Origin of the sequence: Mesorhizobium loti, from assembly GCF_013170705.1 — a bacterium.
Classification (GTDB): Bacteria; Pseudomonadota; Alphaproteobacteria; order Rhizobiales; family Rhizobiaceae; genus Mesorhizobium; species Mesorhizobium loti_D.
In genome coordinates this window covers 3,447,490-3,469,239 of record NZ_CP033334.1, presented here as the reverse complement: position 1 = coordinate 3,469,239, position 21,750 = coordinate 3,447,490, and the positions used below count along the sequence as shown (strand labels likewise).

The following is a 21,750-nucleotide window of genomic DNA, read 5'->3' as shown; positions in this document are numbered from 1 at the left end:
GCTCAGTGAAATCTTGCGATGGTACGTTGCCATCGTAACGCCGCCGAAAAGCGCCGGTTGAAGCAAAGAATTACGTGACCAAATTACGGTGACAGACAGCGCACTCTTTACGTCGCCTGTCGGCCAATCACCCACCCCGCACCATCCCCCCTCCACCAACACCCCCTGCTCACCCACCCAGAACCAGTGGTCCTCCGCCTCCACCTCGACAAACCGCGCCTCGGCTATCCTGCCCGCCAGATACCGCCCCGGCTTCCACCCGCACCGCCGGTCACCTCTGCGGTGCAGCACCAGCGTCTTGGCCGAGACTTTTGACAGCAGCGGGCGGACATCGGCGTCGCGCAGCGCTTGCGGCAGGCAGGCGACTGCGGCGGCCCTAGGGAGGCGGAGCGCCAAGCGCGCCTGGCGGTCGGCGACGACGCCCGGCGCAAAAGTTTCGCCTGGCCGCCTGCCAGTCCTGCCAGTTCGAAAGTCCGACCTGTTGCCCCCGCCAGCTCTTGACGAAAATCGGTGCGCCTGACACGAGGGCAAATGAGCATTCGCGCCATGGACGACAAGCAGGCGGTGGGCAAGCTGTGAAGCGTTTTTTTCGATTGCTTGCCGCTGTGGTGATGGCGTCCGGCCTGGCCGGGTGCACCAGCGTTTCCTACTACGCGCAGTCGCTGGAAGGCCATGTGCGGATCATGGCGGCGCGCGAAAATGTCGGCAGGCTCATCCACGATCCCTCGACGCCGGAGGTATTGCGCGCCAAGTTGACGTCGGCGAGCGCCATACGCCGCTTTGCCACGGACGAGCTGGCGCTGCCCGACAACAGCAGCTATCGAAGCTATGTCGACATCGGCCGGGACAATGTGACCTTTGCCGTTTTTGCCGCGCCGCAATTCTCGCTCACGCCCATGACATGGTGCTTTCCGGTCTTCGGCTGCGTTCCGTACCGGGGTTACTTTTCCCAGAAATCAGCGGCTGAAAGTGCCGGCGACCTGCGGCGGAAGGGGCTGGACGTTTACGTTTCGGGCGTCACCGCCTATTCCACGCTGGGCTGGTTCAGCGACCCGCTGCTCAGCACCATGCTGCGTCAGGACGACACCTATATTGCGAGCCTCATCTTCCATGAGCTGGCGCATCAGAAAATCTATGTGAACAACGACTCCGCGTTCAACGAGGCGTTCGCGGTCGCCGTCGAAACCAGCGGCGTGAGGAAATGGCTGCGGGTCACCGGCAATCGCGCCGGATTGCGCCGCTACGAAGCCGGCCGCAAGCGCAGCGCGGATTTTCTCGGACTGATCGCGCAAACGCGCGACGAGTTGCGGCAGGTCTATGGAAGTCCCCGCGCGCCCCAACAGATGGCTGCCGCCAAGACAGCCACGATCGACAAGCTGCGGGTGCGCTACCGGCAGATGCGCGACGGGCGCTGGGCCGGATACCGCGGATACGACGCCTGGTTCAACAGCCCCATCAACAACGCAAAGCTCGCCGCGACGTCCGTCTATGGCGAGCAGGTCCCGGCGTTCCTTCGCCTGTATGATTTGTGCTCCGGCGACTATCCAAGGTTCTACGCTTCCGTTCGGCGCATCGCGGCCTTGCCTCAGCCTTCCCGTGCGGAGGCGCTGAGGACCGCGACGACGTGTAATTGACGTCGGCGAGTACGGCGGCCGGCCTAGCAAGCTCGGCCTCGACCAATGCCTGATATGGCCGACACGCGCGCAAGCGGGGCCCTCACCGTCCGCCCGCCATCGCCGCGATCGTCTCCAGCAGCGCCCGCTGCTCCCCCACCCAGAACCAGTGATCCTCACCCTCCACCTCGACAAACCGGGCTCCCGCGATCCGCGCGGCCAGGTACCGCCCGGCCTCGATGCGCACGGCGTGGTCGCCGGCGCGGTGCAGGACCAGCGTCCTGGCCGAGACTTTTGACAGCAGCGGCCGCACATCGGCATCGCGCAGCGCCCGCAGCAGGCCCGCCACCGCGCCGGGACTGGAGGCGGCCCTGAGCAGGCCGGCCCACCAGGCACGCGCCTGGCGGTCCTGGGCGACGCTGGGCGCGAAGGTCTCGATTTCCGCCGGGCCGCCCCAGCCGGCAAGCAGGCGCCGCTGCCACAGATCGTATTGCGCCGATGTCAGCGCGAAGGGGTAGTCCGGCGCGTGGCTGCCCTTGGCGAGCGAACCCCACAGAACCAGGCCGGTCAGGCGGTCGGGGTGGTCGACGGCAAAACGGATGCAGCCCGGCCCGCCTTCCGAGGCGCCGACCAGCAAGGCTTTGCGGCTGCCGGCCGCGTTCATCACCGCCAGAATGTCGCGCGCCGTCGCCTCGACGGTCGGGCGGGCGCCGACCCGGTCGGACAGGCCCATGCCGCGCCGGTCGAACAGGATCAGACGGCCGAGGCGCGACACCGCGCTGAGCCAGGCGCGGCAGCTCCTGTCTTCCCAGATCCGCTCGACATGCGAGATGAAGCCCGGCACCAGCACGATGTCGGCCGGGCCGCCGCCGACGGTCTGGTAGGCGACATGGATGCCGTCCACCTCGACATAGCGGGTCCTGGGCATCTCCAGTTCGGGGTCGGGCATCGGCGCGCGCAGCAGGGCGAGCGTGGCCGGGTCCGGCGCCACACCGAGTTCGTCGCGCAGCAGCCGCGTGCAGGTTTCGCCCTGGCGCTCGGCCGCCGCCCTGTCGCCGGCCGCCAGATGGGCGCGGATGAGGTGGCGGTGCGCGCTTTCGCTCAGCGGGTCGAGCGCGGCAAGCCGCGTGGCGTGCGGGACAGCGCCGCGCGCATCACCGCCGGCGATCCTGGCTTCCACCAGCCGCTCCAGCGCCTGCACCAGCCGGCTGCGCAAGGCCTCGCGCCGGAAGAACACCCATTCCTCGAATTCGGGACAGTCCGGCAGCGAGAAGCCGGCGAGGTAGTCGCTGGTGTAGAGGCCGGCGGCCGCGTCGAGCAGTCCGGCGTCGCAAGCATGGTCGAAGGCCCGGGAATCGGCCTCGACCGAGAGCGCCGGGCGCAGGCTCAGCGATGCCGCGTTGGCGACGATGATCTCCTCACCGAAGGCGACGCGGATCTTGTAGAGCGTGCGCCGCAGGCGGGCGCGGGCGGCTTCCACGTCGGCCTCGGGCCACAGCAGCGTGGCGGCGACGTCGCGCGCCACCGGCCCACCGGCCTCGGCGAGGTAGATGACGAGCGCGGCCGCCTTGCGCAGGGCGAGCTCCACCCGCCGGCCGTCCAGCCGGAACTCCGGAAACCCCAGCAATCTGAGTTGTATCAGCTCCATCGATCCGCACGCGGCCGCGCAACGATGCCGAGAGGACGTTGAGGGGACGCCGGCCATCTATCCATCCCCGCGACGTCGGGCCAATGGGGCCCGATCAGGAGACTCCCTTGGAGCGAGAAATGTCACCGGTCAATACGTCAAGCCATCGCATGTCGGAACCGCTTGCTGGCGGCGGCACCCCTGCCGTCGCCGCCAACACCGGGCACGGAGGCTGAGCCATGTGCCAGACCTGCCTCTCCTGGTACGCGCGCTGCGTTGCCCCCTACCTCGTCCACGCCGGCTGTTCGGCCGGCGCCTTCGCGCGGATGCGCCGGCGTGTGATCCCGCGCGCAAAGGGGATTGTCGTCGAGGTTGGCTTCGGGTCCGGCCTCAACCTTCCCTATTACGACCCCGCCAAGGTGGAATGGCTGATCGGCGTCGATCCCGACGGCACGATGCTCGGCCTTGCCGGTCCCAGGAGCCGTGCCTTGCCATTCCGGGTCGAGTGCCTGCGGGCGAGTGGCGAAAGCCTGCCACTGGCCGATGGCCTCGCCGACACGGTCGTCGTCACCTATGCCTTCTGCACCATCCCGGACCCCGAGGCGGCGCTCGGCGAAATCCGGCGTATCCTGAAGCCGACGGGCCAGCTGATCTTCATCGAGCACGGCCAGGCCGAGGGAAAGTGGTGCCGCAGCTGGCAACGGCGCCTCAACGAGCTGTGGGGGCGCCTCGCCGGCGGCTGTCACCTCGACCGCGATCCGCTCAGCCTGATCCGCGCCGCCGGCTTCAGCCTCACCGAACAGCAGCACGGGCGTTTCGCCCTGCCCTTCTGGCAATTGGGCAGCCATCACGCCGGCATTGCGGCGCCCCCCGCGGCGGCTTGATGGGCGGGTGACGTCAAGCTTGCCGGCGTCCGCCCACCTCTCACCAAAAACCCACCAGCGACCTCAGTATCGCCGCGGGACCAATCGCCTTCCGGCAGGTTTTGCGGAATCCGGCCCGGCCCGTCGCCTCGAGCACGTCATCGTCGATGTCGCGCAGGATGCGGCGCGCATTGCGCCATCCGATCCTGGCAAGCGCCGATGCCAGGTCCGCGCGCGCGGGATCGAACGGGCCCTGATTGGCGGCCGGATCGGCGGGCCGGTCGATGTCATTGCTTGCGCCAATCGCATAGCGGGGGACCATCACCGGGGCGCCGGCGTCGAAAGGCGAGGCAAGATCGAGAAAACGCGACATCGAACTCAGGCAAAGGGCCGGCGTGGAAACGAGCTGCTCATAACAGACGAAATGCACCGGCGCCCCGGTGCGGCGCAGGGCTTCCATGGCAAAATAGAACTGGTTCCAGTAGTCGGCAGGGTTGCGGAACCTGTACTTCATCTGCTTCGGTTGCGTGAAATCCTGCCTGATTTCCAAAGGCCTGTTCAGGAACGGACCGAGATGTCTGGCCGGCCTGAAAATACTATCGTTCCTGGTGAAACGGAACCATGACAGAAGCTGGGTAACCGGGTCCTTGCTCATCACGATGATGGGCAAGCCGCCATATCCGAGCTCGCGTCCGCTCATCAGCGCCGGAAATATGCCATGTTTCCAAAAGCCCTGGTCGAAGACGACAGGCATGCCGAGATGCGTTTCGACCAGGTGCTTGGCGAGATTTGTGCCGGATCTCGGCGTTCCCATGATGCGCACCCGGGCGGCATTGCCGCCGGGCTGCCTCTGTGATCCGTCGGGGGCTGAACGCGTCATGGCCGTCTCACAGTGCCAGGCTCCCCTGCTCCGCCTCCTCGGCATTGGGATCGCCGGGCGCCGTGGCCCAGGCGAGTTCGACCAGCGTCACCGTGCGCTTTCCCGTGCCGTCGAGCTGGCAGACGATGAGGCCCTGCTCCTCGATATAGGTCAGGAGGCGCCGGGCGCGGCGCAGCGAGTGCGAACCATAGGCGCGCGCGATCGCGGCGTCGCTCGGGCACGGCCAGCCCTCCTTCGCCGCACGCGCGATCATCATGAACACGCCTTGCATGTCGTCGGGCAGCAGCGACGCGCGGACCGAAACGTCCCGCCACGCGTCATCCTGCGTCGTCTCGGAGCCGAGGCCGGCGCGCGCGCGCGTCAGCATGCGGCGGAACTCCGGCAGATCCGGCACCACCGAGGCGAGGCCCTCGATGCGGCAGCGCACCACGAATTCCTGGTAGAGCACGCCGATGACGCGGAAACCCGCGTCGGGTTGCGCAAGAATGGCGCTCAGCACGCGGTCGACCCGTTCGCGCCGATCGGCCAGGTCCTCGGCGCTGATTTGCGGCTCCGCCGGTTCGGGGCGGATTTCCAGCGCCGCCGACTTCGCCGCCATCAGCTGGTCGAGCAGGTCCGGCGACGCCACACGGCGCTGCGCGCGTACCGCCTCGGGCGGCGGTGCCGCCAGGATAATGGCGCGGGCGTCCTCCAGTGCCGCTTCCGGCAGCGGCATCAGCCGCGGCGTGCCGTTGCGCGGGCTGGTGTCGGTCGGCCCGATACGCAGGCCGAGCGGCCGGCGCGACAGCGCCGGCCCCAGCGCCATGAACTGCCCGCGCTCCAGATCGCGAAAGGCTTCCGCCTGGCGCCGCTCCATGCCGAGCAGATCGGCGGCGCGCGCCATGTCGATGTCGAGGAAAGTCCGGCCCATGAGGAAATTCGACGCTTCCGCCGCGACGTTCTTGGCGAGCTTGGCCAGGCGCTGCGTGGCGATGATGCCGGCCAGCCCGCGCTTGCGGCCACGGCACATCAGATTGGTCATGGCGCCAAGCGAAAGCTTGCGCGCCTCGTCGGAAACCTCGCCGGCCACAGCCGGCGCGAACAGCTGCGCCTCGTCCACCACCACCAGCATCGGGTACCAATGGTCGCGGGCGACCTCGAACAACCCGCCGAGGAAGGCGGCGGCGCGCCGCATCTGGTTCTCCGCGTCGAGCCCTTCGAGGTTGAGCACGGTGGAGACGCGGTGGATGCGTGCCCGCTCGCCGGCCGCCTGCAGGCCGCGCTCGGTATGCTCCTCGGCATCGATCACCAGATGGCCGTAGCGCTCGCCGAGCGAGACGAAGTCGCCTTCGGGATCGATGATCGTCTGCTGCACCCAGGGCGCGCTCTGTTCCAGGAGCCGGCGCAGGAGATGCGACTTGCCGGAGCCGGAATTGCCCTGCACCAGAAGGCGGGTCGCCAGCAGTTCCTCGAGATCGAGGTTCGCTGGGGCGCCCGCCGTGGTGTGTCCCATCTCGATCGCAACGGTCATGTCTCGACTCAATAAGGTCTCCTGCGCGGCATGGGGCTTACCAACCCAGGCGCTGCCCGTCGAGCACTGATGGCCGACTGCCCGGCGTTGCACACAGTTGCGAGAGACGGTGAAGGCCGGGCGAAGAGCGTGCCATCGCCCCGCCGGCCTGTGGATAGTAACCGCTCATTCACCATGGGCGGGCGTTCCGATTGAAGATGCCGGTCATCCGTCTAGCCTGACCCTGCATCGAGCCCCAACGAGATGCACCCAACGCCCCAAATGGCGGCCGGCGTCTTCAAGTTCCCTCTCCGTATGCGCCGGCCGTCGGTTTCACCTTACATCGTCACTTCCGCACCTTGCCCCGGCACCGGCGGCAATTCGGGCGCGTCGAGCGCGTTGAACGGATCGCGCCAGGCCTCGATGCCTTCAAGCCGGCGGTACCACCCGGCAAGCCCGGGATAATCACCGAGCGGCAGCCTCCCGACATCGTTGAAGGGCAGGAACGTTGCCATGCGGAAGTCGGCATAGGAGACCCGATCCCCGACCAGCCATTGCCGGCCCGCGAGTGCGGCCTGAAGGATCGCGGCCATCTTGTGGAACAGACCCAACCCCTCCTCGACCAGCTGATGGTCGATCGGGCCCAGATGATAGCGCTGCTTGGTGCCACGCTCGAAATGCACCATGTCGCAGGCCCTGGCGAAATTCTCCTTGCCCCAGCTCAGCCAGCGGATCATCTCCGGTTCGTCATCGCCGGAGCGCCAGAAATCCGAACGCATGTCGCGCGACAGCCGGCAGGCTATGGCGTCGGTCTCCCACAGGCTGCCGCCCGGCCAGGCCAGTATGGGAAGGGAAAGATTGGGATTGAGCGGCCGAAATCGTTCCGCTTGCCCCGGCGCGAAGGGCGACGCGAATTCGAAGGCCACCCCCGCCTTGAGGTGACGCGCCACCGCGACCGCCAGGCGCGGATTGGGGTTGCGGCTGAAATACAGTTTCATTTCGCCCGCGGCCGGCACCGGCTCGACCTTGTCACTCATGAATGCCTCTCCTTGTCCTGGCCAACGTCGCCAGACCAAGGACGAAAGCGGACGGTGCAATCCGACAAAGTTTGGGTTGACCGGCCCCGATGGCGAGGCGACACTTCCCATAGCACCAAAGGCAGGAGGAAATGCGATGGACGAGCCCGAACGGTGGCGCCACATGTCGACAGCGCCCAAGGACGGCAGCCGGATCCTGGTCACGGTGCGCCCCTCCGAACAGGGCCCGGCGGAAGTCGACCTCGCCTATTGGTCGCGCGGCGACCAGTTCGCCGGGGAAGGCTGGCGGGCGTCGGATTCCTCGCCCGGCCGCGTCGTCGAATATGCCGAGCCGGAGCTGAAATGCTGGATGCCCCTGCCCTCGGCCAATCTCAGCCGGGGCGGCTCGATGCCTGCCCCCTGGCAAGGCGACGATGCGCAACAGTTGGACGGTTCGGGGATTTGACGCCGCTTCATCGTCGCGATACCCCAGGGAGAAAGCGGGGAGCTTCGCCATCCACGTCAGGAGTGCAGCGGCGGTGCTGGCCTTCTTTCAAACGCCGGCCAAACAGGCGCACGACGATCCGCGCTGTCGATAGCACCAATGGCTCGAGGGCCTTCCCCCAATCAGTCCTGGATATCGCCAATGCCCGGCTGGCTTTTTGCCGTTCGAGGTAGCGTTCAAGCGCGATGCCGTGGCGCAACCCTGCTGGCGCGGGCGCCGGATAGAAGTCCGGCCGTGAGCCATCATCGAGCCGAAACGGCCAATCAGTTGACCTTGAGGGCAGCATGGCATCCTCCCGAGGTTGCTCCCGTCGGCAAACTGTCGGCTGCCTGCGTGACGAAGCAGATGAAAGCCGCGTGATGGAATCGTGAAAAACGGCGCTCTTGGCAGATGGCGGTTGAAATAGAGGCCGCTACACCGGACAATCGCGTTCGACACGTGGCTGGGGCGGGATCCGATGACGGGGCCTCATCTTTATCTTCTGGGCGGTTTCGACTTTGCCGGTGTCGGGGCCGTGGTCCCGGCCTTCAGCCGCAAGGCGCGGGCGATGATGGCTTATCTCGCGCTGCAAGCGGGCCATTCGCAGTCGCGCGAGAAGCTCGCGACACTGCTTTGGAGCGCCAACAGCGAGGCACAGGCCCGGATGAGCCTCAGACAGGCGGTGTCGGCCACGAGGAAAGCCCTGCAGGCGTCCGGCGGCCGCCTCCTGACCGACGGTGACAACGTCGTCCTCCATCTCGATGAACTTGATTTCGATGTCGCCCGGTTCGAGGCACTGGCCGCCAGTTCAACGGCTGCGGATCTCGAACAGGCGCTTCTCGTCTATCGAGGCGACCTGCTCGAAGGATTTGGGCTGAAGGAAGAGCCCTTCGAAGACTGGCTGCGGGTCGAGCGCGAGGGCCTGAGGGCGATGGCGGTCGCGGCGCTGGACAGGCTCGTTGCGCACTACTCGGCGCTCGATCCGGCATCATGTGTACGTGCTGCAACGCGTTTGCTGACCATGGAGCCCCTGCGGGAAGACATCCACCGAGCCCTGATGCGAGCCCTTGCCGCTCAGGGCCGGACCAATCTTGCGCTGAAACAATATGAAGATTGCCGTCGTGTGCTGCAGCGCGAGCTCAACCTGCAGCCCGAGCCGGAAACCCGTTCCCTGTACGAAGAGCTGCGAAGGCGCCGGATGGCGCCGCAAGTTCAGTCCAGGACGGCAGGCCCGGCCTCGCCGGCCGGGGCGTCACCAGCGACGCATGCCGACGAGCGGCCGGCATTCGGCGGCGAGCAGCAGCAGGCCTCGACCCACTATGCCAAATCGGCCGGGATCAACATCGCCTATCAGGTAACCGGCGATGGACCGATCGACCTGATCTATGTTCCAGGGTGGGTGTCCAACCTCGATCTTGCCTGGTCGTCGCCGCGGCTTTCGCGTGTGCTTCATCGCCTCGGCACCTTTTCGCGCCTGATCCGCATGGACAAGCGCGGCACAGGATTGTCAGACCGCAGCGTTGGTTTGCCGACCCTTGAGGAACGTATGGAAGACATGCGGGCGGTGCTGGATGCGGTCGGCTCGAAGCGAACAGTTTTGTTCGGCAGTTCCGAAGGCGGACCCATGTGCATGCTGTTCGCGGCGACCTATCCGGAGCGCACCGCGGCACTTGTGCTCAACGGAACCTATGCCAGGGGCACGTGGTCGAGGGACTACCCATGGGCAAGGACGAGCGAGCAGGTGGAAGAAGACTTGGCCGCTGTCGAAAGACAATGGGGCGAGCCTGCGGACATGAGCAATGCGGCACCGAGCCTGATGAATGACAGCTTCGAGAAAGAATGGTTCGCCGCGTATCTCAGGAATTCAGCCTCGCCCGCCGACGCCATCGCGCTCTGGCGCTGGGGGACAGAAATCGACGTACGTGACATTCTGCCTGCCATTCATGTTCCAGCACTGATCGTGCAGACCACCGGCGACCGCTGGGTAAACCCTGAAGAAGGACGCTACCTGGCGACGCACATCGAAGGCGCCAGATACATCGAACTCGCCGGCCGCGATCACGTGATCTGGGGCGAGAATTCCGATCGTCTCGTCGACGAGATCCAGTCCTTCGTTACCGGCACCCTGCCGGCGGCGCCAGACGAACGGATCCTGGTGTCGGTGCTGTTGCTGGAGATGGGTAACCCACCCTACTGTGACGGCGCGGATCTTGTCGAACGCCATACTGAAGAGATCCGTGCCCAATTGCTCACTGCCGAAGGCAGGCAGATCAGGCACTCGGAAAATAGATTTCTCGCCGTGTTCCAGAGGCCGACCCAGTCGATCCAGTGCGCCATCGCGATCCGTCATCGCCTGCGACAATCCGGCGTCGATATCCGCTGCGCGGTCCATACCGGCGAATGCGAGGAGCGCGGCGACGATCTTACGGGGATCGCGATCGAGCTGGCATCGCGGCTGCTCGATCATGCCGAACCGGGTGATATCATCGCATCGCGAACCGTGCGCGATCTCGTGGTCGGCTCCAGCCTGATATTCCAGGAGCGGGGCGACATCGAAGCAAGCGGCCTGCCGGGCATACTTTCGTTTTTCAGGGTCAGCGAATCGCCTTCAGACCCTGGGGCAGGACGTGCCCTCCTCTGTGAGGGAGAGCACGCGATCGTCAGAACAAGAACGACGCCGTAGCCGGGTTCGGTCCGTCGCGGCCGTCGGCCGAATCCATGCCGGCGATCGTCTTCAGGTCCTCTGCGTCCAGTTCGAAATCGAAGACATCGAAATTGGCCGTGATGCGGTCCTGGTGGATCGACTTCGGGATGACGATCAGCCCTTGCTGGAGGTGCCAGCGGATGATCGTCTGGGCGGCGGATTTGCCGTGCTTGCCGGCAATGCCCGCTATGGTCGGGTCGCTGAGCAGCCGGCCGCTGCCGAGCGGGCTCCAGCTTTCGGTATGGATGTCATGCAGGGCATGGAAATCCCTGAGCGCACGCTGCTGGAAGCGCGGGTGCAGTTCGATCTGGTTGGCCACCGGGACCACGCCGGTCTCGCCGATGATGCGCTCCAGGTGATCCCGGTTGAAATTCGAGACGCCGATCGATTTGATGCGGCCGGCCTGCTGCAGCTCGATCAAGGCCTTCCAGGCCTCGACATATTTGTCCTGGCTGGGTACCGGCCAGTGGATCAGGAACAAGTCGAGCTGCTCGATGCCGAGTTTCTTCATCGTGTCGTCGAAGGCGCGAAGGGCCGCATCGCGCTTATGCGCGCCGTTGCGCAGTTTCGAGGTGATGAACAGCTCGCTTCTCGGCACGCCGGCGGCGCGGATCGCCTCGCCGACGCCTTCCTCGTTCTGGTAGCCCTCGGCGGTGTCGATCAGCCGATACCCGGCCTTGATCGCCCAGCCCACCACTTGCGCGGTGATGCCGTGATCGACCTGCCAGACGCCAAGGCCAAGCTGCGGAATGGTGGCGCCGTCGTTCAGCGTGATCTGTTCGGGCATGGTCGATTCCTTTGCGAAGAGATGTCCGGGCGGTCGCCCAACGCAGCCTATCTAGGCGCGCGCCGGGGCGACGGCCAGTCACCGATGGACAAATTCGCGCGGCTCGACTTCGCGGCCCTGATGCCTCCGTCAGAGAAAGCGCCTCACTTCGGCCGGCGCACCGCTCGCACCACCCCGTCGGACGTGCTGCCGCAGTAGAGGCGCTCGCCGCCATCCGATTCCATCCCCGAGACACCGATGCCATCGGGCATGTCGAGCGTCTCCAGGACCTTGCCGGTTCTTGGATCAACGCGGCGCAGATCGCTCTGATCGCCTTCCCAGGTGGCGTGCCACAGCTCGCCGTCCACCCAGGTCACGCCGGTGACGAAGCGGTTGGATTCGACGGTGCGCAGGATTTTCCCGGTCTCGGGATCGATCTGGTGGATTTTGCGCTCGCGGTACTGCCCCACCCAGAGCGTGCCTTCGGCCCAGGTCAGCCCGGAATCGCGGCCGCCGCCGGGCGCCGGGATCGTGGCGAGCACCTTGCCTGTATCGGGATCGATCTTCTGGATGCGATCATTGGCGAGCTGGAAGAAATGCCGGCCGTCAAAGGCGGTGCCGGCATGTGCGGCGACATCGATCGACCGCAGCGTCTGCCCGCTTTGCGGATCGAAGGCATTGAGTTTTTCGCCCGAGGCAAACCAGACGTTCTCACCGTCAAAGCTCACCCCATGCACCCGCTCCACACCGGGAAAGGGTCCGTATTCGCGCAGGATCTCGGCCGCTGCATGTTTCATGTCTCTCTCCTCGCGTGATGGTGGAATGACCCATTCCTAACCATTTGGCAGCGGCGCCGGGAGTAACAAGGTGGTCGTGAAACCGGCCACCGGCGGCGTCATCCAGCGGCGCGCCCGGCCATGGCCGAAGGACTGTACCTTGCCTGCCTCGGCAAGCGGCTCGAGCGCCCGCTGCACGCTGCGCTGGCCGGTGCCGAGCGCCAGCGCCAGCGCCGAGCTCGACCAGGCCTCGCCATCGGCGAGCAAGGCCAGCACCGCCGCGTGCCGTTCCTCGATCGGCCGCGCCAGCACCATAACCGCGCGCGAATGGCGCGGCGCCAGCGTGAAGCCGCGCTTGGTGGCGCTGATATCCGCCAGCGCGGCAAGCTCGGCGCGCAGCCGGCCGATTTCGACGCGCAGGCGCGCGCGGTGCGATTCATCGGCGTGCTTGCCGCCGAAGGCCCGCGCCACGAGATCCTCGCGCGATACATCCCCGGGCCACGCTTCGGCGAGCGCGCGCGCCAGCGCGAACAGCACCGGCCGGTTCGCCAGCGAGACGGTGCTGTCGCCAGCGCGCACGACATAGCGAATAGCGTCGACGACCAGCGCCGGCGATGCCTGCAGCGCCTCGACCTCTTCGAGCAGCAGCGGCCGCTCCGCACCTTGCGTGATCAGCCGCGCCGCCGGTGTTTCGAGCGCCAGCGATGCGCTGGCGACCTCCGCCATGAGGCCCGGAATGCCGGCCTGGCGGGCGGCGTTGCGTGCCCATTCCAGCGCCGCGCGCGCCGGCCGGATCCTGAGGCGCCGCATGGCGATGCCGGCGACAGCGAGCTCATGGGCGGCCCTCGCGGCCGGCGGCAGCGGCGTCGGGTCGAGCCCCGCCAACACATGTTCGGCCTCGTCGAGGCGGCCGATCAGCAACAGGCGCCGAACCTTGAGTTGGCCGGCATGCGCCGCGTTAAGCCGGTCGCCATGCTTCTCCAGCGCGGTCCGCGCCGCGTCGAGCGCCTTGGCCGGCCAGCCCAGATCGCGCGAGACCAGCGCGATCTCGGCCTCGGCGACGACGCATCTGGCGCGCGCGACGGCCTCTTTCGGGCTGAAGGCGCGCGCGGCTCGCCGCAACAGAAGCTTGGCGCGGTCGAAGTCGCCGAGCTGCGCCATGGCAATGCCGCGCAGCGCCAGTGCCGGCGCATCCTCGCGCAGCGCGACGCGGTCGAGCGCCGCGAGCGGATCGCCCGCCGCCAGCGCCAGTGCCGCCGCCGTGATCAGCGAGTCCATTCAAATCCCGTCACACTTGTAACTCCCACCTCGAAAAACACCGCCCTAACTTAAGTCACCACGGCCAAGCAGCAAGCCGCATCGGCAACGGGCGGCACACCAAGGAGAACGCGATGACTGTCTCAACCGACCTTGCTCTCGACGCACCGAACGACGCCACCGGGCATGCCCGGCGTCACCCCTGCTGCGCCGGACCGGACGATGCGGACCCAACCGCTTTCGCAACACCTGTCCCTCACCGCCCCACCCTGGCTCAGGATCCCCGGGCGATCACAGGCCGCAACGGCCCCATGACTGGCAAAGGAGAAGACCAATGACCAAGCACTTGACCATGAAGACCCCGCCGATCGTTTCGAGGCAGGAATGGGACGCCGCGCACGAGAAGATGCTGGTGAAGGAGAAGGCGACGCTGCGCGCCAAGGACGCGCTCGCCGCCGAACGCCGGCGCATGCCATGGATGGAAGTGGACAAGGCCTATGTGTTCGAGGGCCCCAACGGCAAGGCAAGCCTGCTCGACCTGTTCGAAGGCCGCCGCCAGCTGATTGTCTACCGCGCCTTCTTCGAGCCCGGTGTCTATGGCTGGCCCGATCACGCCTGCCGCGGTTGCTCGCTCGGCGCCGACCAGGTTGGCCACCTCGCCCATCTCAACGCCCGCAACACCACGCTCGCCTACGCCTCGCGCGCCCCGCAGGCCGATATTGCGCGGCTGAAGAAGCGGATGGGCTGGGAAATACCCTGGTACACCATCACCGACAGCTTCGACAAAGACTTCGGGGTCGACGAATGGCATGGCCACAACGTCTTCATCCATGACGGCGACCGCGTCTTCCGCACCTATTTCATCAACAGCCGCGGCGACGAGGCGATGGGCACGGTCTGGAGCTATCTCGACGCCACCCCGCTCGGCCGCCAGGAGATCTGGGAGGACTCGCCCGAAGGCTATCCCCAGACCCCGCTCTACAGCTGGTGGAACTGGCACGACAATTATGAAGCCGGTGCCGACAAGAAGTGGGCCGAAGTGGCCGCCGCCGGCGAAGCCGCCTTCCGCGACAAGGGCGAACAATAGGACCGGTGGATCGACGCCCCATCGAGCTTGGGTTCCTCTTCCCCACACCGTGGGGCGAAGAACCCAAGCCCTGGCCTCGTCACTGGCATGATCATCAGGGAAAAGGACCATGACCGACATCCATTCCGGCACCGGCGGCGCGACCCCCGAAAATACCGCCTCCCTTGGCGTCGCCGACTGGCTGTGTCTCGCGGCGGCACCGACCTTCGCCCTGATGGCCCTGCTCTCATGTCTTCAAGGTGGCGACACGGCCATGCTGTGCATGGGCGGCTCGCCGCTGACCGGCATGGCGGCCATGTACCTGCTGATGAGCGCCTTCCATCTCGCACCCTGGCTCAGGCTGATCTCCGGCCGGCAGGTCCGATAGGCCTGGCTCGGTTAGACTTGGCTCACTTAGACCGGGCTCGCTGTCGCCATATCAAGACATCCACACAAGGAGAAGACAATGAAGCTGGTCAGGCTGAGGGCGCCGGGTGGCCTGGACAGGCTCGAACTGGTCGAGGAAGATCCTCCCCGGCCGGGGCCAGGTGACGTGCTGGTCAGGATCCGCGCCTGCTCGTTGAACATGCGCGACGATTTCGCGGTGCAGGGCAAGACACCGCTCGGCGACGGCCGCGTGCCGCTGTCCGACGGCGCGGGTGAAGTGATCGCCGTCGGCGGCGATGTCGATGCGCTCCGCCCGGGCGACAGCGTGGTCAGCGTTTTCTATCCCTGGTGGCTGGACGGAGACATGACGCCCGCCACCAGACGCGACATTCCGGGAGAGAATTTCGACGGCTTCGCCAGCGAATATGTGTGCATGCCGGCGCATGCCTTCACGAAAGCCCCGGCGGGTCATAGCCATTTGGAGGCGGCGGCGCTCACCTGCACCGGCGTCACCGCCTGGCGAGGCCTGGTGGTGCGCGGCAAGGTGAAGCCCGGCGACACGGTGCTGGTGCTGGGCACGGGCAGTGTTTCGCTGTTCGCGCTGCAATTCGCCAAGGCCGCCGGCGCCCGGGTCATCGCCACCTCGTCCGACGAGGAAAAGCTGGAGCGGCTCGCAAGCCTCGGTGCCGACGCGACCATCAACTACAAGGCCGTCCCGGATTGGGGCCGCGAGGCCCGGGAGTTGACCGACGGGCGCGGCGTCGATCACGTGATCGAGGTCGGCGGCCCCGCCACGCTGGCGCAATCCCTGGTCGCCTGCCGGACAGGCGGCCACATCGCCCTGATCGGCGTCCTGACCGGTTTTGCAGCTGATGTCTCGATCCCGGCCGTGTTTTCGAACCAGATCCGCATCAGCGGTATTTCGATCGGCAGCCGGGCGGACCAGGAGGACATGATCCGCGCGATAGAGGTCAACGGGTTGAAGCCCGTCATCGACCGCCGCTTCCCGCTGCGCGACATTGCCGCCGCCTTCACGCATTACGGAGCGCGAAAGCACTTCGGCAAGGTTTGCCTGGAGCTTTGAGCCATTCCATCAGCAATGGCTAATTGACAGCCTCCAGGAAACGGCGCTCAGTGCCTTGTACAGGTGGATCGCAGCATCAGGCGGGCGATTTCGGCCGCCGGCGTCACCCTGGGGAGGATGCCATGCCAACCGTAATCGGCCATCACAACATCTCGAAAGACAGCAAGCACTGGCTCGCTTCACCCAAGCGCAAGGAGCTTTTCGGCTCGCTGGGGATCACCAACATCCGCACCTTCGTCGATCCGCAGAACCCGAAACGGGTGGCCGTGATGATGGACGTGCCGGATATGGACAAGATGGCCGCGCTGATGCAGAGCAAGGCGGCCGCCGACGCCATGTCGCACGATGGCGTGGTGCCGGAGTCCCTGGTGATCCTCGTCGAAGCCAAAGCGTAACCGCGCCAGGTCCGGCACTTCAGGTCGCGATGTCGTTGACCGGCAGCAAGGGCTTGGGGAGGTCAGCCTCGCCAAGCCCGGCGCGCAACTCGATCTCGATGTCGCGGCATATCCGCGAGATCGGAACGTCGTTGGCGTTGCCCTCGAACGGGTTGGCGCTGCTCTCGCCGACTGGTCGAGAGACATGTAGGCCAGCCCAGCAGCGTGCTGAACGGATCGTCAGCCAGATGCCGATCGTGCCCAGCATGCCGCCAGGTTTGCCCATGTCGGCAAAGACCGGAACGACGCCGAACGGCAACAGCGAGATCATGACAAACATGGAACTGACGATGGCGTACTGGCGCGGATAGGGATTGTTCTTGATGCGGTCGCGGCGCGCCGCTGATCGCGGAAATCGCGGATCAGCTGTCAGTTCGCCATGGATCTGCGGGGGAATCCTGGCGTCCTTGAGCAGTGCGTTGACCTGGACCGATTGCATTTCGAGCAAGGTGGTCGCCGGCTGCGATCAGCTTGCAGGAACGGCCCACATATATCGGATCCCCTCAAAGATCGTGGATAGGCATGGTTGTCACGCGGCCGATATCCAGATCCTCAACCCGCGCTGTTTGCCCCGAACCGCAGGCCGTCCATCAACAGCTTGACCAGCCGACGCGAGCGGTCTCGCCACTCCGGCGTGTCGGGGGCGGAGTAGATTCCCGACAGCGCATGCAGCACGTCGGAGGCATCGACGTCGCCCCGGATCGTGCCGTCGGCCACCGCTGCCTCGACCAATTGCCGCAAGGCCTGGGAGACCCTGCCCGACGTGTCGGAAAACAGCGTCGAGTTGGTGGTGAGGAGGATGCGCAGGCTGGTTGCCAGGCCGCGCTTGGTGGCGATGTAGTCGACGAAGCGCCGCATCCATTCTTCCAGCGCGACATCGGACGGATGCTTTGCCGCAAGCTCGCCGGCGGCCGCACACAGCGCCTCCGCCTCGCGGCGGTAGACCACCTCGACCAGATGCTCGCGCGTCGGAAAATGCCGGTAGAGCGTGCCGATGCCGACACCGGCGCGGCGCGCAATGTCCTCCAGCGAGGCATCGATGCCGCGTTCGGCGAAGACCGATGCGGCCACCTCGACCAGCCGGTCGCGGTTGCGTCGCGCGTCCGCGCGCAGCGGCTTGGTGTCCGCGGCGGTCTTCGTTTCGGCGATGACGGACGGCTCGACGGCCAATTTTTTCTCCACGGTCGAAATATGGGGGCTTGAACCCGGCCGGGCCAGCCCCCACGTAATAAACGGAGGCGCCTCCGCTTTAGTGGAGTGCTTTCATCATATAAGAAGGGGAACGCTTATGTCACGCCTTTCGAACCTGCAAGCCGACATCTCCCCTGCCCGCCTGTCTCCCCGGAGATCCGCTGTCACTTCCTCCAACACCTGACCAAGAATTTACCTTGCCGTTCTCCGGCAAGGCACCAGTTCACCTCCCATCCGCGTCAAGCAAACTGGAGCCAGACGCCCATGACCAGTCTTCCCATCACGCTTACCATCAACGGACACCGACACGAACTGGAAGTCGATCCGCGCGTAACCCTGCTCGACCTCCTCCGCGAGCGGCTTGACCTCACCGGCACCAAGAAGGGCTGCGACCGCGGCCAGTGCGGCGCCTGCACGGTGCTGGTCGACGGCAATCGCATCAACTCCTGCCTGGCGCTGGCGGTCAGCCATGACGGCGCCAATGTCTTGACCATCGAGGGCGTCGCCCGTGGCGAGGAGCTGCATCCGGTGCAGGCCGCCTTCATCGCCCATGACGGCTTCCAGTGCGGTTTCTGCACACCGGGCCAGATCATGAGCACGCTCGGCCTGATCGCCGAAGGACAGGCCGGGGACGATCCCGAACGCATCCGCGAGGGGCTGAGCGGCAACATATGCCGCTGCGCGGCCTATGGCGGCATCGTTGAGGCCGTCCTGGAAGCTCAGGAGCAACTTGCCAAGGCCGACCGGAGGACCGCGGCATGAGGGACTTCGATTACGTCAGGCCCGCCACGATCCCGGACGCCATCGCGGCGGCCGCGCGGCCGGGTTCAGCCTATCTCGCCGGCGGCACCAATCTGCTCGACCTGATGAAGGGCGGCATAACCAGCCCCGAGCGCGTCGTCGACATCTCGCGGCTGCCGGAACTCAACCGCGTCGAACGGCTGGACGATGGCAGCCTGCGCATCGGCGCGCTGGTCCGCAACGCCGATCTCGCCCACGACACGGCATTCGCCAAGGCCTATCCGGCGGTGGCCGAGGCGCTGCTGTCGGGCGCCTCCGCGCAGCTTCGCAACGCCGCCACCGTCGGCGGCAATCTCCTGCAGCGCACGCGCTGCAGCTATTTTTACGACACCGCCAGCGCCTGCAACAGGCGCGAGCCCGGCACCGGCTGCGACGCGATTGGAGGCGAAAACCGCCTGCACGCAGTGCTTGGCTGGAGCGATGCCTGCATCGCCACCCATCCGTCGGACTTCTGCGTGCCTCTGGTGGCGCTCGACGCCGTGGTCGAGATCGAGGGCAAGCAGGGCCGGCGTCATGTGACGCTGGAGGAATTCCACCGGCTTCCCGGCGAAACGCCGCAGCGGGAGAATGTGCTGGAGCCCGGCGACCTGATCGTGGCGGTGCGGCTGCCGGCCGAGGCGGCCTCCTTCGCCGCCAACGCCCGATACCTGAAAGTGCGCGAACGCACCTCCTTCGCCTTCGCCGTCGTCTCCGCCGCCGCGGCACTTGTCGTCGACAGCGGCAAGATCCGCGCCGCGAGGCTGGCATTGGGCGGCGTCGCGGCCAAACCGTGGCGGGCGCGCTCGGCGGAAGCCGTGCTGCTTGGCGCGGATGCCAACGAGGCGACCTTCGCCAGCGCGGCGGACGCGGCCCTGGCCGATGCCAGCCCCTCCGGCGACAATGCATTCAAGATCGAGCTTGCCCGCCGCATCGTGGTCAGGGCGCTGACGTCTGCCCTGGCGGGGACGCCCGAGCGGATACCGGCCCTTCCGGCTTCTCCCTTTTCCTCCATTCCCGGAGCGCGCCATGACGCTTGAACTCAGCCTCAACCAGCAACCCGCCCACGCGCGGCAAGGCTCCAGCATCGGCCAGCCGCTGACCCGCCGCGACGGCTTTCTGAAAGTCACCGGAGCCGCGCGCTACGCGGCCGACAACCATCCGCCCGGCATGCTCTACGCCGTGCTCGCCGTCTCCAGCATCGCGCGCGGCCGCGTGGCCTCACTGGATATCGAGGCGGCCAAGGCGCACGAGGGTGTGGTCGAGGTGATGACGCCCACGAACCGGCCGGCGCTCGCCGCCGATCCGGATGCCAAGGACCATCCCTTCATGTTCCGGCTCGACCTGTTGCAGAACGAAGAGGTCCGCTACCCCAACCAGAGCATCGCCGTGGTGATCGCCGAGACGCTGGAAGCGGCGACCGAAGGGGCGGCGCTGCTGTCGCCGCGCTATGAAGCACTGCCGGCGCGCGTCGGTCTCGACGGTGCCGAAAGCTTCGTGCCGCGCGGTGTCGGCGTCGGCGGTCCGGCGGTGCAGCACAAGGGCGATGTCGAGGCCGGCCTCAAATCGGCAAGGACGCGGATCGAGGCCACCTACGAGACGCCGGCCCAGTACCACAACGCCATGGAGCCGCACGCGATCGTCGCCGCCTGGGATGGCGACCGGCTGTCGATCGACACGCCGAGCCAGGGCCTTGCCATGGCGCAGGGCCGCATCGCCGGCCTGTTCGGCATCGCGCCCCAGGACATCCACATACGCAGCCCCTTCCTCGGCGGCGGCTTCGGTTCGAAAGGCATGATTTCGGGGCCGCAGGTGCTAGGCATCCTGGCGGCGCGCCTCGTCGGCCGTCCGGTCAAGCTGGTGCTGCGGCGCGAGCAGATGTACGGGCCGGTCGGCCACCGTGCTCCGACGCGCCAGACCTTGCGCATGGGCATGGATGGCGAGGGCCGGCTGACGGCGATCGACCATCACGCCAAGACCGCGTCGAGCACGTTCGACGACTTCTTCGAACCGGCGGCGGATGCCTCGCACACACTCTATGCCAGCCCGGCCATCGCCACCTCGCACGAGGCGGTCCGGCTCGACACCGGTACGCCGCTATTCATGCGGGCGCCAGGCGAAGCCACCGGCTCGATCGCGCTGGAGAGCGCCATCGACGAGGCGGCTCACGCCTGCGGCATCGACCCGCTGGAATTCCGGCTGCGGAACTATGCCGAGGTCGAGCCGATGACCGGCAAGCCGTTCTCCTCCAAGGCCCTGCGCGAATGCTACGCACAGGCGGCCGGGACGTTCGGCTGGGCGAGCCGCCCGCCGCGGCCGCGGCAGATGCGCGACGCCGATGGTTTCCTCACCGGCTGGGGCATGGGTACGGCGACGTTCCCCGCCCTGATGTTCCAGGCCGAGGCGCGTGCGGTGTTGAGGGCCGATGGCAGTGGCCTGATGGAGACCGGCGCGCAGGATATGGGACAAGGCGCCTGGACCGCCTTCGCCCAGATCGCCGCCGACGGGCTCGGGCTCGACATCGGCCAGGTCGATTTCAGGGCCGGCAGCTCCGACTTGCCCAATGCGGGCATTGCCGGCGGCTCCGCCCACACGGCGACGGCCGGCATGGCGATCCACAATGCGGGCGCCGCCGTCATCGCCAGGCTCGCCGATCTCGCCACCGGCAACGAGGCCTCGCCATTGTTCGGCGCCGGCAATGAGGGCGTCGTGGCGCGCGGCGGCCGGCTGTACCGGCGCGACGATGAAAGCCGCGGCGAAAGCTATGCCGAGATCCTCACGCGCGCCGGCCTCACCGAGATCGAAGGCCGTGGCAAGGGCGCTCCGGATCCGGCATCGCAGGAGACCTATGCCAAGCATGCGCATGGCGCCGTGTTCGCCGAGGTCAAGGTCGATCCGGATTTCGGGCAGATCCGCGTCACCAGGCTGGTCGGCGCCTTCGCCGCCGGACGGGTCATCAACCCCAGGCTGGTGCGCAGCCAGTATTATGGCGGCATGATCTGGGGTGTCTCCTTCGCGCTGCATGAAGAAGCCAGCACCGACCGGCGCTCGGGCCGGATCCAGAACGCCAATCTCGCCGAATACCATGTCCCGGTGAATGCCGACGTGCCGTCGGTCGAGGCGATCCTGGTCCATGAGGACGACCCCTACGTCAACGCGCTCGGCATCAAGGGCGTCGGCGAAATCGGCGTCACCGGCACGGCCGGCGCGGTTGCCAACGCGGTCTGGCATGCAACCGGCGTGCGGCCTCGCCGCTTTCCGATCCGCATCGAGGACCTGCTCGGGTGAGAAATGACGAACGCCCGGAGCGAAAGCGCCGGACGGACAGGTGGGCCT

20 protein-coding genes are annotated in these 21,750 nt (G+C 66.8%); 11 read left to right on the top strand and 9 right to left on the bottom strand.

The features are described 5' to 3' along the window. The first annotated feature begins 611 nt into the window (after nt 1-611). The gene (locus EB815_RS16830) at nt 612-1,634 is read left to right on the top strand and encodes an aminopeptidase (protein WP_065005314.1); all 1,023 of its coding nucleotides are present in this window, start codon (nt 612-614) and stop codon (nt 1,632-1,634) included. Nucleotides 1,635-1,716: 82 nt separating this feature from the next. Here EB815_RS16830 and EB815_RS16825 read toward each other — a convergent pair whose 3' ends face one another. Next, entirely contained in the window at nt 1,717-3,261 is a 1,545-nt protein-coding gene (locus tag EB815_RS16825) for an alpha/beta hydrolase (protein WP_056571328.1), read from the bottom strand. A 218-nt stretch (nt 3,262-3,479) separates the two neighbouring features. Here EB815_RS16825 and EB815_RS16820 point away from each other — a divergent pair, with 218 nt between their 5' ends. Continuing rightward, entirely contained in the window at nt 3,480-4,124 is a 645-nt protein-coding gene (locus tag EB815_RS16820) for a class I SAM-dependent methyltransferase (RefSeq protein WP_056571326.1), read from the top strand. A 40-nt stretch (nt 4,125-4,164) separates the two neighbouring features. On the opposite strand, the gene EB815_RS16815 is transcribed toward EB815_RS16820, so the two are convergent. The 3 genes from EB815_RS16815 to EB815_RS16805 all read right to left on the bottom strand — a co-directional run bounded on the left by EB815_RS16815 (nt 4,165) and on the right by EB815_RS16805 (nt 7,470). Beyond that, nucleotides 4,165-4,983, bottom strand: a complete 819-nt coding sequence (locus EB815_RS16815) for a hypothetical protein (protein ID WP_155772442.1) — start codon at nt 4,981-4,983, stop codon at nt 4,165-4,167. A gap of 7 nt (nt 4,984-4,990) precedes the next feature. Next, a complete protein-coding gene (locus EB815_RS16810) occupies nt 4,991-6,493 on the bottom strand; it encodes an ATP-binding protein (protein WP_056571322.1) in 1,503 nt (500 codons plus the stop codon). A gap of 317 nt (nt 6,494-6,810) precedes the next feature. Next, nucleotides 6,811-7,470 (bottom strand): glutathione S-transferase family protein, encoded by a 660-nt coding sequence (locus tag EB815_RS16805; protein WP_056572111.1) that lies wholly within the window; start codon nt 7,468-7,470, stop codon nt 6,811-6,813. 175 nt (nt 7,471-7,645) lie between these two features. Between EB815_RS16805 and EB815_RS16800 the strand changes: the two genes are divergently transcribed. Both EB815_RS16800 and EB815_RS16795 read left to right on the top strand, forming a co-directional pair. Continuing rightward, entirely contained in the window at nt 7,646-7,954 is a 309-nt protein-coding gene (locus tag EB815_RS16800; RefSeq protein WP_056571320.1) for a hypothetical protein, read from the top strand. Nucleotides 7,955-8,540: 586 nt separating this feature from the next. After that, complete coding sequence (locus EB815_RS16795; RefSeq protein ID WP_245303353.1) at nt 8,541-10,655, top strand: alpha/beta fold hydrolase; 2,115 nt, start codon at nt 8,541-8,543, stop codon at nt 10,653-10,655. On the opposite strand, the gene EB815_RS16790 is transcribed toward EB815_RS16795, so the two are convergent. From EB815_RS16790 to EB815_RS16780, 3 genes are all read right to left on the bottom strand, one after another. Further along, nucleotides 10,633-11,463, bottom strand: coding sequence for an aldo/keto reductase (locus EB815_RS16790; RefSeq protein WP_056571318.1), 831 nt, complete (start codon nt 11,461-11,463; stop codon nt 10,633-10,635). The genes EB815_RS16795 and EB815_RS16790 overlap by 23 nt on opposite strands. A 143-nt stretch (nt 11,464-11,606) precedes the next feature. Further along, on the bottom strand, nt 11,607-12,239 hold the full coding sequence (locus tag EB815_RS16785; RefSeq protein ID WP_065005313.1) for a Vgb family protein: 633 nt from the start codon (nt 12,237-12,239) through the stop codon (nt 11,607-11,609). A 36-nt stretch (nt 12,240-12,275) separates the two neighbouring features. Further along, nucleotides 12,276-13,496, bottom strand: a complete 1,221-nt coding sequence (locus tag EB815_RS16780) for a hypothetical protein (protein WP_056571314.1) — start codon at nt 13,494-13,496, stop codon at nt 12,276-12,278. 313 nt (nt 13,497-13,809) lie between these two features. On the opposite strand from EB815_RS16780, the gene EB815_RS16775 reads away from it, so the two are divergent. The 4 genes from EB815_RS16775 (at nt 13,810) to EB815_RS16760 (ending at nt 16,407) form a co-directional block, all read left to right on the top strand. Next, a complete protein-coding gene (locus EB815_RS16775; protein ID WP_056571312.1) occupies nt 13,810-14,562 on the top strand; it encodes a DUF899 domain-containing protein in 753 nt (250 codons plus the stop codon). 109 nt (nt 14,563-14,671) lie between these two features. Next, a complete protein-coding gene (locus EB815_RS16770) occupies nt 14,672-14,929 on the top strand; it encodes a hypothetical protein (protein ID WP_056571310.1) in 258 nt (85 codons plus the stop codon). Nucleotides 14,930-15,007: 78 nt separating this feature from the next. After that, nucleotides 15,008-16,012, top strand: coding sequence for a zinc-dependent alcohol dehydrogenase family protein (locus EB815_RS16765; protein WP_056571308.1), 1,005 nt, complete (start codon nt 15,008-15,010; stop codon nt 16,010-16,012). Between the two features lie 122 nt (nt 16,013-16,134). After that, nucleotides 16,135-16,407 (top strand): hypothetical protein, encoded by a 273-nt coding sequence (locus tag EB815_RS16760; protein WP_056571307.1) that lies wholly within the window; start codon nt 16,135-16,137, stop codon nt 16,405-16,407. Nucleotides 16,408-16,426: 19 nt separating this feature from the next. Here the strand turns inward: EB815_RS16760 and EB815_RS16755 are convergent, their stop codons facing one another. Both EB815_RS16755 and EB815_RS16750 read right to left on the bottom strand, forming a co-directional pair. Continuing rightward, nucleotides 16,427-16,894 (bottom strand): hypothetical protein, encoded by a 468-nt coding sequence (locus tag EB815_RS16755; protein ID WP_056571305.1) that lies wholly within the window; start codon nt 16,892-16,894, stop codon nt 16,427-16,429. Between the two features lie 104 nt (nt 16,895-16,998). Further along, nucleotides 16,999-17,616: a TetR/AcrR family transcriptional regulator gene (locus EB815_RS16750; protein WP_056572109.1), complete on the bottom strand. Its 618-nt coding sequence runs from the start codon at nt 17,614-17,616 to the stop codon at nt 16,999-17,001. A 285-nt stretch (nt 17,617-17,901) separates the two neighbouring features. On the opposite strand from EB815_RS16750, the gene EB815_RS16745 reads away from it, so the two are divergent. The 3 genes from EB815_RS16745 to EB815_RS16735 are packed head-to-tail and all read left to right on the top strand — an operon-like array spanning nt 17,902 to nt 21,702. Beyond that, nucleotides 17,902-18,399 carry a (2Fe-2S)-binding protein gene (locus EB815_RS16745; RefSeq protein ID WP_056571303.1) on the top strand — a complete coding sequence of 166 codons (498 nt, stop codon included), beginning with the start codon at nt 17,902-17,904 and terminating at the stop codon, nt 18,397-18,399. Next, nucleotides 18,396-19,454, top strand: coding sequence for an FAD binding domain-containing protein (locus EB815_RS16740; protein WP_056571301.1), 1,059 nt, complete (start codon nt 18,396-18,398; stop codon nt 19,452-19,454). The genes EB815_RS16745 and EB815_RS16740 overlap by 4 nt, the downstream gene beginning before the upstream one ends. Continuing rightward, the gene (locus EB815_RS16735) at nt 19,444-21,702 is read left to right on the top strand and encodes a xanthine dehydrogenase family protein molybdopterin-binding subunit (protein ID WP_056571299.1); all 2,259 of its coding nucleotides are present in this window, start codon (nt 19,444-19,446) and stop codon (nt 21,700-21,702) included. Before EB815_RS16740 ends, EB815_RS16735 begins: the two co-directional genes overlap by 11 nt. Nucleotides 21,703-21,750 lie beyond the last annotated feature (48 nt).

Excerpts from the sequence above, each read along its gene's own strand:
- EB815_RS16765 (WP_056571308.1), top strand. The coding sequence starts at position 15,008 with ATGAAGCTGGTCAGGCTGAGGGCGCCGGGTGGCCTGGACAGGCTCGAA.
- EB815_RS16815 (WP_155772442.1), bottom strand. The coding sequence starts at position 4,983 with ATGACGCGTTCAGCCCCCGACGGATCACAGAGGCAGCCCGGCGGCAAT.
- EB815_RS16830 (WP_065005314.1), top strand. The coding sequence starts at position 612 with ATGGCGTCCGGCCTGGCCGGGTGCACCAGCGTTTCCTACTACGCGCAG.
- EB815_RS16740 (WP_056571301.1), top strand. The coding sequence starts at position 18,396 with ATGAGGGACTTCGATTACGTCAGGCCCGCCACGATCCCGGACGCCATC.
- EB815_RS16760 (WP_056571307.1), top strand. The coding sequence starts at position 16,135 with ATGCCAACCGTAATCGGCCATCACAACATCTCGAAAGACAGCAAGCAC.
- EB815_RS16810 (WP_056571322.1), bottom strand. The coding sequence starts at position 6,493 with ATGACCGTTGCGATCGAGATGGGACACACCACGGCGGGCGCCCCAGCG.
- EB815_RS16790 (WP_056571318.1), bottom strand. The coding sequence starts at position 11,463 with ATGCCCGAACAGATCACGCTGAACGACGGCGCCACCATTCCGCAGCTT.
- EB815_RS16745 (WP_056571303.1), top strand. The coding sequence starts at position 17,902 with ATGACCAGTCTTCCCATCACGCTTACCATCAACGGACACCGACACGAA.
- EB815_RS16795 (WP_245303353.1), top strand. The coding sequence starts at position 8,541 with ATGATGGCTTATCTCGCGCTGCAAGCGGGCCATTCGCAGTCGCGCGAG.
- EB815_RS16800 (WP_056571320.1), top strand. The coding sequence starts at position 7,646 with ATGGACGAGCCCGAACGGTGGCGCCACATGTCGACAGCGCCCAAGGAC.
- EB815_RS16825 (WP_056571328.1), bottom strand. The coding sequence starts at position 3,261 with ATGGAGCTGATACAACTCAGATTGCTGGGGTTTCCGGAGTTCCGGCTG.
- EB815_RS16770 (WP_056571310.1), top strand. The coding sequence starts at position 14,672 with ATGACCGACATCCATTCCGGCACCGGCGGCGCGACCCCCGAAAATACC.
- EB815_RS16785 (WP_065005313.1), bottom strand. The coding sequence starts at position 12,239 with ATGAAACATGCAGCGGCCGAGATCCTGCGCGAATACGGACCCTTTCCC.
- EB815_RS16805 (WP_056572111.1), bottom strand. The coding sequence starts at position 7,470 with ATGAAACTGTATTTCAGCCGCAACCCCAATCCGCGCCTGGCGGTCGCG.
- EB815_RS16775 (WP_056571312.1), top strand. The coding sequence starts at position 13,810 with ATGACCAAGCACTTGACCATGAAGACCCCGCCGATCGTTTCGAGGCAG.
- EB815_RS16820 (WP_056571326.1), top strand. The coding sequence starts at position 3,480 with ATGTGCCAGACCTGCCTCTCCTGGTACGCGCGCTGCGTTGCCCCCTAC.
- EB815_RS16735 (WP_056571299.1), top strand. The coding sequence starts at position 19,444 with ATGACGCTTGAACTCAGCCTCAACCAGCAACCCGCCCACGCGCGGCAA.
- EB815_RS16780 (WP_056571314.1), bottom strand. The coding sequence starts at position 13,496 with ATGGACTCGCTGATCACGGCGGCGGCACTGGCGCTGGCGGCGGGCGAT.